Origin of the sequence: Shewanella sp. MR-4 (assembly GCF_000014685.1) — a bacterium.
Lineage (GTDB): Bacteria > Pseudomonadota > Gammaproteobacteria > Enterobacterales > Shewanellaceae > Shewanella.
The window spans coordinates 414886-431247 of record NC_008321.1; the positions used below are offsets into that span (position 1 = coordinate 414886).

Sequence of the window (16362 nt, forward strand, 5' to 3'; positions counted from 1 at the left end):
AAGTATGGGTCATGATGGCCTATATTTCTATAGGCCACATGAACTGATTGTTTAAGGAATGATAGTACCGTTATTGTGATGAGGGTCTGTCAGTGATGTTACGCCCTGTGGAGCTTCTGGTGTGACGGGCGCTGCATCGATGATCAGAGGACCGTTACCATTGGAACCTAGTAGGCCATTGATGACGCCAGCATTATCAGTTGCGCTATATTGGTCAAAAAGATTTACTCCATCTAGCACTATATGCTGATCAAACACGCCGTCCTTATTGGCATCGATATCAATGACTGTCGAACCATTATCTAAGCTAAACTTCAGATAGCTTTCTAGAGTATTAGCGGTTTCTCCTTGGAGTAAGTCGCTAAGATCTAGCTTATCTTCTCTTACATTAAAGTCCATGATGTGGTCTGTACCTTGATCGGCATCTGCGTAACGCCATACAAAAGTGTCAGAACCGCCATCTCCGCGAAGCACGTCATCACCTAGGCCACCAATCAAAGTATCATTGCCATCGCCACCACGAAGACCATCAATACCTGCGCCACCTATAAGTAAATCATTACCCGCACCACCATAGACCATTTGGGTGCCTTCACCACCATATACAGTATCGTCACCCTCACCGAGATTAACTGTATCTGATTTAGGTTGAACCTCATTTAGCACGTTTTGTTTTAGGTGATCGTAACGATTCACGATAGCTGTATCAGACATAAACTTACTGGTCAGCACATCCTGCTGTGACAGTTGATTGCTCACATTGGGTAAGGAGCTACCAGTTTCTACTATGTTATTAGCGGTTGATATGCCAAGATCCACAAAGTCGTTGCTAGCACCAGCTTTAATGTGCAATGAGGTATCTAGATTGATAATGTCGACTGAGGTTTTTGACGCTACAGTTTCATAACCACCCAGTGAGGTTGCAAACTGACCTTTATCTCCCCAATTGTTGAGCAAGAAGGAGTCTACGCCTTGAGCTCCTTCATACATGATTGGTAACACTTCGACAGCATTGAGATTAATATTTAACTCTGCAGTGCTGAGGTCTCCATCGCTATCTTCAATGGTGTAGTTAAATGTGTCGACAGCATTGTCCGGGATAAGGCTACCCACAGTAGTTACCTGGTAGCTATAGCTGCCATCGCTATATAACTTTAGTGTTCCGTAAGTACCCTGTACCACAAAGGTGCCGTGGGATTCGGATGCGTTACTGCCATTATGTGACAATCCGTAGATTTCCATATTGCCGTCGGCGCCTTGGATATCATTGTGGAGCACATTACCGTTGACTGTGGGTAGTTCGAAGCCATCACCAGGGATAAGTTTTACTACTAATGGGAAGCTGGTCGATCTGTTTTCAGCAGTTTCAATGCTGGTCACAACATTGCCGTGACTATCTAAGAAGCCCATAACCTGCAGGGTGTAACGAGCACCATCATAAACAAACACAGAAGATGTATTGGCAACGGTGACGATGTCGGGTGGATTGTTGCCGAAATTTCCTCCTGTTTCATTATGGTTAAACTCAAGCGTAACTTTGGCGGGGACACCATTAATCATTAAGGTGACTTCAAGTGTTGCCTTAGTTATTGCTGAATATCCATTGATAGGATAGTTAAGGTGCGTGAAAGTCCCTAAAACTATGTTTTGATTTAAACCAACATCACCAACTTGAATATTGGTATTCTCATCAAAGTTATAGCCAGAGCGAGGTTCCCACGATTCTACGTTACCCCAACGAATCCTGTCGTGTGCAGTATCATCGTCATTACTGTCGTAGATTCTTACATCGGAATCACTGGATTCGGCTATCCACCCTGTCCATTCAGCAGTGATTCCGCGCACTTCAAAGCTATCAATTAGTACATCGACATTATTAGTATCATCGACAGCGATGTGTTGACTATCTGCAACTAATACCGTTACATCGGCTTTTACTGTCTGACCACTAGAGTCAGTTGCGACAACCTTAATGCCACTCACAGATAGCGAATCATAGTCGATATTATGTGGCAGTTTGCCAAGGAGTTCAGCTTCAACAACCACAAAACCTTCTTTACCGGCTGCAATTGCGTTCCCATTCCAATCCAGTGTCAGTTTTAGTAAATCACCTCTGCCAGGCATTGAACCAATTAAAACGCCACCCTCGATTCTCCAGCTCATCGGTTGACGTATGCCCTCAACATGGATATTGCTTATGTCAGTGCTAAAGCTGACATTGTTAATATTTTTGTCACCTGCCTTGAAGACTAAGGTGTCGGAGTCTGTATCCATTACATCGGTTAACGACTTGGCTTCAGCAAGGCTCGTAAAGGCAACTGGTGTTATAACGCTAGCCGTGCTGCCGCTGGCATTTAAATGTACTGTAAAGTCGTCTTGGCTGGAATCTCCATCACTGTCGGTGACATCAACAATGAATTTTAAATCCATATCGGTTGTGGAGCTGACGATAGTTGTTGCAGTGGTGCCAGTGAGTTGGAAGGCTGTATTGCCCACCGCACTTAGTTTTACATAACTTATAGCCCCCAAATCACTAATGGCCTCGCCCGATGAAATAATACCATAACCAAGTAGTTGGCCGCTGCTACCATAGGCTTCGTAAAGCACGGTTGGTGCGCCAGTGAAGGTAAATTTAGCCCCTGCAACATCTTGTACATAATCAACAATAAGCTTCTCTGTACCGGACACTGTTACTCCATCTTCAACTCCGAAACCATTATTGTTACCGTTTACGCGCGCAATTTGACCATTATCTTCTGCACGTAAAGAGAAGAGTATAGTGCTAAGGTTTGGAACTTCAGTAATGTCTCTGTAAACGTTGGTGGTACCTGCACTGTTCTGGGCGATATAAAATATTTCCTCCATTCCACCTAAGCCCTTAAGGGCGCTCACGCTGAAGGACTCTAGTGTGTCAATAGCTTGTTGCAGTTCCAGCTGGTACTGATAGCCATCACCATCAATGTCATTGGGGTCAAGTTTGAGGGTGAATATAACATTATGATTAGTGTTGTATTTATCATAGGCAGCAGCGCCACCGCTGCTTATGGTATAAGCAATTAATAAGTCTGGTTCATCTTTATCAATGAAGAAGTAAACATACTTGCCGCCAGCTGTGATGCCTGAATCCGCGAAGGTTTTATCTGTACCGTTCCAACCCGTAATATTGGCCGTTAAGCTGGCGCTGTATTGATCGGGATCTTGGTTATCATTACCATCGGCACCGCCTATTTGTAACACTCCATTGATTGTAGTGTTGTTTTTGTTGTCGCCAGAACTGTTTAGGGCGTCTAGCGACAGAGTGTCGTCGGTGACAGTAACGCTGATTGTGTTGCTGATTACGCCGTTGCTACCTGCAGCCTCAATCACTATGCCACTGATAAGAGCATCAATATTGATAACTTCGTCATTAGTACCTGACTCGTTGGCTACGTGTTGAAGGTTGTCGAGTAGGGTTACCTCTACACTAACATTACCAGTTTGGCCTGCACCAATGTCGCTGCCGCTCAAAGACAGCTGTAGTACCTCAATACCGTTAAGTTTACCGATCAACACTGTTCCGCCATCTCTGGCTTCCCAAGTCATGATGCCAATGAGGCCAGCTATGGTGACGCCATTAATGTTACCATTAATATCAATAATATTGCCGAACTGGAAGCTTGTTAGAGCACCATTGCCAGCAGTAAAACTAACGTTGGCTGTGACCTTGGAAGTTGCGTCTACTGCACCACGCAGACTGGCTTCGTTTACTGTCACATTGGTGTTTTGCGCACCTATTACACGTGCGCTGTCGCTGCCTTGGGTAGAAGTGTTGTTGTTGGAATCAGTCTGGGTGGCGGTCACTGTGATGTTTTGGCCGATAGCTGGCGCGGTTTCACTCCAGCTGATAACGCCGTTAGCGTAGGTATAGTTATCAAAGGTCAGGCTACCACTGCCATTATCAGTGAAGTCAGCAAAGCTCAGTTGAATTGCGGCACCGCCATCAATGGTGAGTGTGACATAGCCACCGGCTTCAAAATCAGTACCGTTGATTGATACGGTAAGCTGCACACCATCGTTGCCCATTTCAGCCGCAGTTAACAGGCCATCACCTGGGTTACCATCATCAACAATTAGTACGGTTGGTGTATTAGGTGCCGAGGTGTCGACCCCAGCGGTATCGACGCCGCTGGTGCCGAGGTTGCCGTTTAGATCTGTATAGCTGCCGGCGGTGACAGTAACACTGGCGGTGCCAGTGAAGCCTGGGGTCGGCGTGAAGGTTGCAGTCCAATTGATACCATCTGTGCTGCTAAGGTTACTGAGCGTGCCGCCCACAACCACTAAGTCAGAGGCGTCAAAACCGGTGACTTTCTCACTGAAGGTGAAGGTCACTTCACTGGTTTCGCCAACCGTTAGCACGTCATCGACAATGTTCACCACGACGCTTGGGCCTTGGGTATCCACGCCTGCAGTATCACTGCCGCTGGTGCCGAGGTTGCCGTTTAGATCTGTATAGCTGCCGGCGGTGACAGTAACACTGGCGGTGCCAGTGAAGCCTGGGGTCGGCGTGAAGGTTGCAGTCCAATTGATACCATCTGTGCTGCTAAGGTTACTGAGCGTGCCGCCCACAACCACTAAGTCAGAGGCGTCAAAACCGGTGACTTTCTCACTGAAGGTGAAGGTCACTTCACTGGTTTCGCCAACCGTTAGCACGTCATCGACAATGTTCACCACGACGCTTGGGCCTTGGGTATCCACGCCTGCAGTATCACTGCCGCTGGTGCCGAGGTTGCCGTTTAGATCTGTATAGCTGCCGGCGGTGACAGTAACACTGGCGGTGCCAGTGAAGCCTGGGGTCGGCGTGAAGGTTGCAGTCCAATTGATACCATCTGTGCTGCTAAGGTTACTGAGCGTGCCGCCCACAACCACTAAGTCAGAGGCGTCAAAACCGGTGACTTTCTCACTGAAGGTGAAGGTCACTTCACTGGTTTCGCCAACCGTTAGCACGTCATCGACAATGTTCACCACGACGCTTGGGCCTTGGGTATCCACGCCTGCAGTATCACTGCCGCTGGTGCCGAGGTTGCCGTTTAGATCTGTATAGCTGCCGGCGGTGACAGTAACACTGGCGGTGCCAGTGAAGCCTGGGGTCGGCGTGAAGGTTGCAGTCCAATTGATACCATCTGTGCTGCTAAGGTTACTGAGCGTGCCGCCCACAACCACTAAGTCAGAGGCGTCAAAACCGGTGACTTTCTCACTGAAGGTGAAGGTCACTTCACTGGTTTCGCCAACCGTTAGCACGTCATCGACAATGTTCACCACGACGCTTGGGCCTTGGGTATCCACGCCTGCAGTATCACTGCCGCTGGTGCCGAGGTTGCCGTTTAGATCTGTATAGCTGCCGGCGGTGACAGTAACACTGGCGGTGCCAGTGAAGCCTGGGGTCGGCGTGAAGGTTGCAGTCCAATTGATACCATCTGTGCTGCTAAGGTTACTGAGCGTGCCGCCCACAACCACTAAGTCAGAGGCGTCAAAACCGGTGACTTTCTCACTGAAGGTGAAGGTCACTTCACTGGTTTCGCCAACCGTTAGCACGTCATCGACAATGTTCACCACGACGCTTGGGCCTTGGGTATCCACGCCTGCAGTATCACTGCCGCTGGTGCCGAGGTTGCCGTTTAGATCTGTATAGCTGCCGGCGGTGACAGTAACACTGGCGGTGCCAGTGAAGCCTGGGGTCGGCGTGAAGGTTGCAGTCCAATTGATACCATCTGTGCTGCTAAGGTTACTGAGCGTGCCGCCCACAACCACTAAGTCAGAGGCGTCAAAACCGGTGACTTTCTCACTGAAGGTGAAGGTCACTTCACTGGTTTCGCCAACCGTTAGCACGTCATCGACAATGTTCACCACGACGCTTGGGCCTTGGGTATCCACGCCTGCAGTATCACTGCCGCTGGTGCCGAGGTTGCCGTTTAGATCTGTATAGCTGCCGGCGGGGACAGTCACACTGGCGGTGCCAGTGAAGCCTGGGGTCGGCGTGAAGGTTGCAGTCCAATTGATACCATCTGTGCTGCTAAGGTTACTGAGCGTGCCGCCCACAACCACTAAGTCAGAGGCGTCAAAACTGGTGACTTTCTCACTGAAGGTGAAGGTCACTTCACTGGTTTCGCCAACCGTTAGCACGTCATCGACAATGTTCACCACGACGCTTGGGCCTTGGGTATCCACGCCTGCAGTATCACTGCCGCTGGTGCCGAGGTTGCCGTTTAGATCTGTATAGCTGCCGGCGGTGACAGTCACACTGGCGGTGCCAGTGAAGCCTGGGGTCGGCGTGAAGGTTGCAGTCCAATTGATACCATCTGTGCTGCTAAGGTTACTGAGCGTGCCGCCCACAACCACTAAGTCAGAGGCGTCAAAACCGGTGACTTTCTCACTGAAGGTGAAGGTCACTTCACTGGTTTCGCCAACCGTTAGCACGTCATCGACAATGTTCACCACGACGCTTGGGCCTTGGGTATCCACGCCTGCAGTATCACTGCCGCTGGTGCCGAGGTTGCCGTTTAGATCTGTATAGCTGCCGGCGGTGACAGTAACACTGGCGGTGCCAGTGAAGCCTGGGGTCGGCGTGAAGGTTGCAGTCCAATTGATACCATCTGTGCTGCTAAGGTTACTGAGCGTGCCGCCCACAACCACTAAGTCAGAGGCGTCAAAACCGGTGACTTTCTCACTGAAGGTGAAGGTCACTTCACTGGTTTCGCCAACCGTTAGCACGTCATCGACAATGTTCACCACGACGCTTGGGCCTTGGGTATCCACGCCTGCAGTATCACTGCCGCTGGTGCCGAGGTTGCCGTTTAGATCTGTATAGCTGCCGGCGGTGACAGTAACACTGGCGGTGCCAGTGAAGCCTGGGGTCGGCGTGAAGGTTGCAGTCCAATTGATACCATCTGTGCTGCTAAGGTTACTGAGCGTGCCGCCCACAACCACTAAGTCAGAGGCGTCAAAACCGGTGACTTTCTCACTGAAGGTGAAGGTCACTTCACTGGTTTCGCCAACCGTTAGCACGTCATCGACAATGTTCACCACGACGCTTGGGCCTTGGGTATCCACGCCTGCAGTATCACTGCCGCTGGTGCCGAGGTTGCCGTTTAGATCTGTATAGCTGCCGGCGGTGACAGTAACACTGGCGGTGCCAGTGAAGCCTGGGGTCGGCGTGAAGGTTGCAGTCCAATTGATACCATCTGTGCTGCTAAGGTTACTGAGCGTGCCGCCCACAACCACTAAGTCAGAGGCGTCAAAACCGGTGACTTTCTCACTGAAGGTGAAGGTCACTTCACTGGTTTCGCCAACCGTTAGCACGTCATCGACAATGTTCACCACGACGCTTGGGCCTTGGGTATCCTCGCCTGCAGTATCACTGCCGCTGGTGCCGAGGTTGCCGTTTAGATCTGTATAGCTGCCGGCGGTGACAGTAACACTGGCGGTGCCAGTGAAGCCTGGGGTCGGCGTGAAGGTTGCAGTCCAATTGATACCATCTGTGCTGCTAAGGTTACTGAGCGTGCCGCCCACAACCACTAAGTCAGAGGCGTCAAAACCGGTGACTTTCTCACTGAAGGTGAAGGTCACTTCACTGGTTTCGCCAACCGTTAGCACGTCATCGACAATGTTCACCACGACGCTTGGGCCTTGGGTATCCACGCCTGCAGTATCACTGCCGCTGGTGCCGAGGTTGCCGTTTAGATCTGTATAGCTGCCGGCGGGGACAGTAACACTGGCGGTGCCAGTGAAGCCTGGGGTCGGCGTGAAGGTTGCAGTCCAATTGATACCATCTGTGCTGCTAAGGTTACTGAGCGTGCCGCCCACAACCACTAAGTCAGAGGCGTCAAAACTGGTGACTTTCTCACTGAAGGTGAAGGTCACTTCACTGGTTTCGCCAACCGTTAGCACGTCATCGACAATGTTCACCACGACGCTTGGGCCTTGGGTATCCACGCCTGCAGTATCACTGCCGCTGGTGCCGAGGTTGCCGTTTAGATCTGTATAGCTGCCGGCGGTGACAGTAACACTGGCGGTGCCAGTGAAGCCTGGGGTCGGCGTGAAGGTTGCAGTCCAATTGATACCATCTGTGCTGCTAAGGTTACTGAGCGTGCCGCCCACAACCACTAAGTCAGAGGCGTCAAAACCGGTGACTTTCTCACTGAAGGTGAAGGTCACTTCACTGGTTTCGCCAACCGTTAGCACGTCATCGACAATGTTCACCACGACGCTTGGGCCTTGGGTATCCACGCCTGCAGTATCACTGCCGCTGGTGCCGAGGTTGCCGTTTAGATCTGTATAGCTGCCGGCGGTGACAGTAACACTGGCGGTGCCAGTGAAGCCTGGGGTCGGCGTGAAGGTTGCAGTCCAATTGATACCATCTGTGCTGCTAAGGTTACTGAGCGTGCCGCCCACAACCACTAAGTCAGAGGCGTCAAAACCGGTGACTTTCTCACTGAAGGTGAAGGTCACTTCACTGGTTTCGCCAACCGTTAGCACGTCATCGACAATGTTCACCACGACGCTTGGGCCTTGGGTATCCACGCCTGCAGTATCACTGCCGCTGGTGCCGAGGTTGCCGTTTAGATCTGTATAGCTGCCGGCGGTGACAGTAACACTGGCGGTGCCAGTGAAGCCTGGGGTCGGCGTGAAGGTTGCAGTCCAATTGATACCATCTGTGCTGCTAAGGTTACTGAGCGTGCCGCCCACAACCACTAAGTCAGAGGCGTCAAAACCGGTGACTTTCTCACTGAAGGTGAAGGTCACTTCACTGGTTTCGCCAACCGTTAGCACGTCATCGACAATGTTCACCACGACGCTTGGGCCTTGGGTATCCACGCCTGCAGTATCACTGCCGCTGGTGCCGAGGTTGCCGTTTAGATCTGTATAGCTGCCGGCGGTGACAGTCACACTGGCGGTGCCAGTGAAGCCTGGGGTCGGCGTGAAGGTTGCAGTCCAATTGATACCATCTGTGCTGCTAAGGTTACTGAGCGTGCCGCCCACAACCACTAAGTCAGAGGCGTCAAAACCGGTGACTTTCTCACTGAAGGTGAAGGTCACTTCACTGGTTTCGCCAACCGTTAGCACGTCATCGACAATGTTCACCACGACGCTTGGGCCTTGGGTATCCACGCCTGCAGTATCACTGCCGCTGGTGCCGAGGTTGCCGTTTAGATCTGTATAGCTGCCGGCGGTGACAGTAACACTGGCGGTGCCAGTGAAGCCTGGGGTCGGCGTGAAGGTTGCAGTCCAATTGATACCATCTGTGCTGCTAAGGTTACTGAGCGTGCCGCCCACAACCACTAAGTCAGAGGCGTCAAAACCGGTGACTTTCTCACTGAAGGTGAAGGTCACTTCACTGGTTTCGCCAACCGTTAGCACGTCATCGACAATGTTCACCACGACGCTTGGGCCTTGGGTATCCACGCCTGCAGTATCACTGCCGCTGGTGCCGAGGTTGCCGTTTAGATCTGTATAGCTGCCGGCGGTGACAGTAACACTGGCGGTGCCAGTGAAGCCTGGGGTCGGCGTGAAGGTTGCAGTCCAATTGATACCATCTGTGCTGCTAAGGTTACTGAGCGTGCCGCCCACAACCACTAAGTCAGAGGCGTCAAAACCGGTGACTTTCTCACTGAAGGTGAAGGTCACTTCACTGGTTTCGCCAACCGTTAGCACGTCATCGACAATGTTCACCACGACGCTTGGGCCTTGGGTATCCACGCCTGCAGTATCACTGCCGCTGGTGCCGAGGTTGCCGTTTAGATCTGTATAGCTGCCGGCGGTGACAGTAACACTGGCGGTGCCAGTGAAGCCTGGGGTCGGCGTGAAGGTTGCAGTCCAATTGATACCATCTGTGCTGCTAAGGTTACTGAGCGTGCCGCCCACAACCACTAAGTCAGAGGCGTCAAAACTGGTGACTTTCTCACTGAAGGTGAAGGTCACTTCACTGGTTTCGCCAACCGTTAGCACGTCATCGACAATGTTCACCACGACGCTTGGGCCTTGGGTATCCACGCCTGCAGTATCACTGCCGCTGGTGCCGAGGTTGCCGTTTAGATCTGTATAGCTGCCGGCGGTGACAGTAACACTGGCGGTGCCAGTGAAGCCTGGGGTCGGCGTGAAGGTTGCAGTCCAATTGATACCATCTGTGCTGCTAAGGTTACTGAGCGTGCCGCCCACAACCACTAAGTCAGAGGCGTCAAAACCGGTGACTTTCTCACTGAAGGTGAAGGTCACTTCGCTGGTTTCGCCAACCGTTAGCACGTCATCGACAATGTTCACCACGACGCTTGGGCCTTGGGTATCCACGCCTGCAGTATCACTGCCGCTGGTGCCGAGGTTGCCGTTTAGATCTGTATAGCTGCCGGCGGGGACAGTAACACTGGCGGTGCCAGTGAAGCCTGGGGTCGGCGTGAAGGTTGCAGTCCAATTGATACCATCTGTGCTGCTAAGGTTACTGAGCGTGCCGCCCACAACCACTAAGTCAGAGGCGTCAAAACCGGTGACTTTCTCACTGAAGGTGAAGGTCACTTCGCTGGTTTCGCCAACCGTTAGCACGTCATCGACAATGTTCACCACGACGCTTGGGCCTTGGGTATCCACGCCTGCAGTATCACTGCCGCTGGTGCCGAGGTTGCCGTTTAGATCTGTATAGCTGCCGGCGGTGACAGTAACACTGGCGGTGCCAGTGAAGCCTGGGGTCGGCGTGAAGGTTGCAGTCCAATTGATACCATCTGTGCTGCTAAGGTTACTGAGCGTGCCGCCCACAACCACTAAGTCAGAGGCGTCAAAACCGGTGACTTTCTCACTGAAGGTGAAGGTCACTTCACTGGTTTCGCCAACCGTTAGCACGTCATCGACAATGTTCACCACGACGCTTGGGCCTTGGGTATCCACGCCTGCAGTATCACTGCCGCTGGTGCCGAGGTTGCCGTTTAGATCTGTATAGCTGCCGGCGGTGACAGTAACACTGGCGGTGCCAGTGAAGCCTGGGGTCGGCGTGAAGGTTGCAGTCCAATTGATACCATCTGTGCTGCTAAGGTTACTGAGCGTGCCGCCCACAACCACTAAGTCAGAGGCGTCAAAACCGGTGACTTTCTCACTGAAGGTGAAGGTCACTTCACTGGTTTCGCCAACCGTTAGCACGTCATCGACAATGTTCACCACGACGCTTGGGCCTTGGGTATCCACGCCTGCAGTATCACTGCCGCTGGTGCCGAGGTTGCCGTTTAGATCTGTATAGCTGCCGGCGGTGACAGTAACACTGGCGGTGCCAGTGAAGCCTGGGGTCGGCGTGAAGGTTGCAGTCCAATTGATACCATCTGTGCTGCTAAGGTTACTGAGCGTGCCGCCCACAACCACTAAGTCAGAGGCGTCAAAACTGGTGACTTTCTCACTGAAGGTGAAGGTCACTTCACTGGTTTCGCCAACCGTTAGCACGTCATCGACAATGTTCACCACGACGCTTGGGCCTTGGGTATCCACGCCTGCAGTATCACTGCCGCTGGTGCCGAGGTTGCCGTTTAGATCTGTATAGCTGCCGGCGGTGACAGTAACACTGGCGGTGCCAGTGAAGCCTGGGGTCGGCGTGAAGGTTGCAGTCCAATTGATACCATCTGTGCTGCTAAGGTTACTGAGCGTGCCGCCCACAACCACTAAGTCAGAGGCGTCAAAACCGGTGACTTTCTCACTGAAGGTGAAGGTCACTTCACTGGTTTCGCCAACCGTTAGCACGTCATCGACAATGTTCACCACGACGCTTGGGCCTTGGGTATCCACGCCTGCAGTATCACTGCCGCTGGTGCCGAGGTTGCCGTTTAGATCTGTATAGCTGCCGGCGGTGACAGTAACACTGGCGGTGCCAGTGAAGCCTGGGGTCGGCGTGAAGGTTGCAGTCCAATTGATACCATCTGTGCTGCTAAGGTTACTGAGCGTGCCGCCCACAACCACTAAGTCAGAGGCGTCAAAACCGGTGACTTTCTCACTGAAGGTGAAGGTCACTTCGCTGGTTTCGCCAACCGTTAGCACGTCATCGACAATGTTCACCACGACGCTTGGGCCTTGGGTGTCGATGATCACATCTTGGGTCACTGTCTTAAAGTTACCCGCAACGTCTGTCACTGTGGCGTTCACTGTGTAGGTGCCATCGGCTAACACTGTGCCAGTCAGATCCACACTCCAGTTACCTTGTGCATCAATCACTAAGCCGTTGCCCACGGTATAAGTATTACCGTTGATGGTGACGGCTAAGGTGCTGTTGTCATCCAAATCGACGGTGCCGTGGAACACTAAGGTGTTGTCGTTGGTGATAAAGTCGCTGCTGGAGCTACCGGTGTCCTGGGTGATGCTGGTGATGGCCACGGTGTTGCCGTCGCCGTCCTCATCAATCTTGGTATCAATCACTACATCTTGGGTGACGGTTTTGCTGTTGCCGGCCAGGTCAGTGACGGTGGCGACCACAGGGTAGGTGCCATCAGGCAGCACGGTACCGGTCAGGTCCACACTCCAGTTACCTTGCGCATCAATCACTAAGCCGTTAGCGGTGGTGTAAGTCACCCCGTTGATGGTGACGGCTAAGGTGCTGTTGTCATCCAAATCGACGGTGCCGTGGAACACTAAGGTGTTGTCGTTGGTGATAAAGTCGCTGCTGGAGCTACCGGTGTCCTGAGTGATGCTGGTGATGGCCACGGTGTTGCCGTCGCCGTCCTCATCAATCTTGGTATCAATCACCACATCTTGGGTGACAGTTTTGCTGTTGCCGGCCACGTCAGTGACGGTGGCGACCACGGGGTAGGTGCCATCAGGCAGCACGGTACCGGTCAGGTCCACACTCCAGTTACCTTGCGCATCAATCACTAAGCCGTTAGCGGTGGTGTAAGTCACCCCGTTGATGGTGACGGCTAAGGTGCTGTTGTCATCTAAATCGACGGTGCCGTGGAACACCAAGGTGTTGTCGTTGGTGATAAAGTCGCTGCTGGAGCTACCGGTGTCTTGGGTGATGCTGGTGATGGCCACGGTGTTGCCGTCGCCGTCCTCATCAATCTTGGTATCAATCACCACATCTTGGGTGACAGTTTTGCTGTTGCCGGCCACGTCAGTGACGGTGGCGACCACGGGGTAGGTGCCGTCAGGCAGCACGGTACCGGTTAAGTCGACGCTCCAATGGCCATTTGCATCGATCACTAGACCATTACCTATGGTGTATTCCACGCCATTGATCGTGACAACCAAGTTACTGTTGCCATCTAATTCTACGGTACCTTGGAACACTAAGGTGTTGTCGTTGGTGATAAAGTCTGTATTGGAACTACCTGTATCTTCGGTGATACTTGTAATTGTTACAGCGTTATCTCGTCCCAGTCCTATCTGTGTATCGACAATCACATCTTGCGTTGCACTAGTGGTGTTACCAGCAATGTCGGTGACAGTGGCGACCACGGGGTAGGTGCCGTCAGGCAGCACGGTGCCTGTCAGGTCCACACTCCAGTTACCTTGCGCATCAATCACTAAGCCGTTGGCGGTGGTGTAAGTCACCCCGTTGATGGTGACGGCTAAGGTGCTGTTGTCATCCAAATCGACGGTGCCGTGGAACACTAAGGTGTTGTCGTTGGTGATAAAGTCGCTGCTGGAGCTACCGGTGTCTTGGGTGATGCTGGTGATGGCCACGGTGTTGCCGTCGCCATCTTCATCAATCTTGGTATCAATCACCACATCTTGGGTGACGGTTTTGCTGTTGCCAGCCACGTCGGTGACGGTGGCGACCACAGGGTAGGTGCCGTCAGGCAGCACGGTACCGGTCAGGTCCACACTCCAGTTACCTTGCGCATCAATCACTAAGCCGTTAGCGGTGGTGTAAGTCACCCCGTTGATGGTGACGGCTAAGGTGCTGTTGTCATCCAAATCGACGGTACCGTGGAACACCAAGGTGTTGTCGTTGGTGATAAAGTCGCTGCTGGAGCTACCGGTGTCTTGGGTGATGCTGGTGATAGCCACGGTGTTGCCGTCGCCGTCCTCATCAATCTTGATATCGACATTACCATTATCAGTGGCATTGCCCGTATTGCCAGCTGGATCTGTCACTGTTGCGGTTGCAGTATAACCACCATGAGGAATTGGATTAATAACATCAACAGCATATGTTCCGTCAGGATTCACAGTGGTGGTAAGAGTTTGCTGCACCCCATTGCTGTCAGTAACAACAATAGTGATGACGCTGCCAGGGGCGGCATCCGTTGTACCTGTGATGGTTGGCGTGGTATCTCGGGTATCATCAGGCGCGCTGACGGTAATAGTGGGGGCCGTCGTGTCGAGTAGTGCGGAATCACTGCCTTCAGGCGAAGTATTACCCGCTGGATCGGTAATGGTTGCAACTACAGTGATAGTTTCACCTTCAGCTGGCGCAGGAAGTGTTAAGTTTACATAACCATTATTTATATCTTCTTGTGTCAACACATAGTCAACACCATTCACTGTCAGGGTATCGCCTGCATTCGCACCTGTGCCGCCTAAGCCGATGGTCACACTGACGTCTGTTGCCCCGCCGAGCTCTGCATTACTGATAAAACCATCATCGTTTGTATCAGTGGTAATGGTAACGCTTGGTGCACCATCGGCTACAGGCGTGACATTAATGGTTAAAGTTGCAGTCGAACCAGTATTAGTGGTGTAGGTAATCACTGGAACTTGGCCGTTCCAATCTGCATTAGGGGTAAAGCTGTAAGAGCCATCGGCATTGAGTACTAAGCTGCCGCCTTCGAGAGCGACAGTTGTGCCTGCAGCAAAGGTGCTGCCCGATACTGTAAAGCTCACCACACTTAAGCTGGAATCGACATCGGTGTCGTTGTCGAGCACATTGCCTGTGGCGACGGTATCTTCATCGACGGTATTGGTGTCGTTTGCTAATACCGATGGGTCATCAACTGGGGTGACGTTAATCGTTAATGTGGCAGTCGAACCAGTATTGGTGGTGTAGGTAATGACAGGAACTTGGCCATTCCAATCTGCATTAGGGGTAAAGCTGTATGAGCCATCGGCATTGAGCACTAAGCTGCCGCCTTCGAGAGTGACGGTTGTGCCTGCAGCAAAGGTGCTGCCCGATACTGTAAAGCTCACCACACTTAAGCTGGAATCGACATCGGTGTCGTTGTCGAGCACATTGCCTGTGGCGACGGTATCTTCAGCAACAGTATTAGTGTCGTTGGCTAATACCGATGGGTCATCAACTGGGGTGACATTAATGGTTAAAGTTGCAGTTGAGCCAGTATTGGTAGTGTAGGTAATCACTGGAACTTGGCCATTCCAGTTTTCATTCGGGGTAAAGCTGTACGAGCCATCGGCATTGAGTACTAAGCTGCCGCCTTCGAGAGCGACGGTTGTGCCTGCAGCAAAGGTGCTGCCCGATACTGTAAAGCTCACCACACTTAAGCTGGAATCGACATCGGTGTCGTTGTCGAGCACATTGCCTGTGGCGACGGTATCTTCAGCAACAGTATTGGTGTCGTTTGCTAATACCGATGGGTCATCAACTGGGGTGACATTAATGGTTAAGGTCGCGGTTGAGCCAGTATTGGTGGTGTAGGTAATAACAGGAACTTGGCCGTTCCAGTTTTCATTCGGGGTAAAGGTATAAGAGCCATCGGCATTGAGTATAAAGCTGCCACCTTCGAGCGTAACAACTGTGCCCGCCGCAAAGTCGGTTCCGTTGATATTAAATCCAACCACACTTAACACATTGTCGGCATCGCTGTCGTTATCGAGCACATTGCCAGAAGCAACAGTATCCTCATCGACCGTAATACTGTCGTTAACTAATACCGAAGGAGAGTCGGTTGCTACGGTTTGCTCTGGTGTGGCAGTTGTGGCTGCGGTGAGCGTTTGTCCTGAGGTTGAATAACCAGATGTCGCTAAGGCTTCTGTGCCATCACGGGCTAAGGTGACATAGCCTGAGTTACCGTCACGGCCAGCTGGTGCATTACCTGCGGCGGTTTCTGGTAAGTTTTGGGTTGGGTCCTCACCCGATGCAATGAGATCTTGCAATGCTTGAATTTCATCTAGGGCAGCTTCATTTGCCGTGTTGGGGGCGGCAGCTGTTGCATTAGGGGGAACTTCATTAGAAAGTTTAGTACCATCATCAAAGGTGATTTCGTAGGTCGCATTTTCACCAATATGTAGCACAGCACCTTTAGGGAGTTGCTCGCCATCCTTAGCGGGTTGATTTGAACCATTAACCTCGACTTCGATTTGCCCTTTGACTAGTTTCAGCAAACCTTTCTTTGTAGTAATGATCGATCCCATAATAAGCTCCCAACACCCGATGGTGTTAATCAAAAGATGCGCAAATCCAACAAATGT

The 16362-nt window shown here is 52.0% G+C and carries 1 protein-coding gene; it reads right to left on the reverse strand.

Translation table 11 applies throughout. From position 1 onward, the window contains the following. Positions 1-51: 51 nt before the first annotated feature. Complete coding sequence (locus SHEWMR4_RS02050) at positions 52-16305, reverse strand: retention module-containing protein (protein ID WP_041408673.1); 16254 nt, start codon at positions 16303-16305, stop codon at positions 52-54. Between the last annotated feature and the right edge of the window lie 57 nt (positions 16306-16362).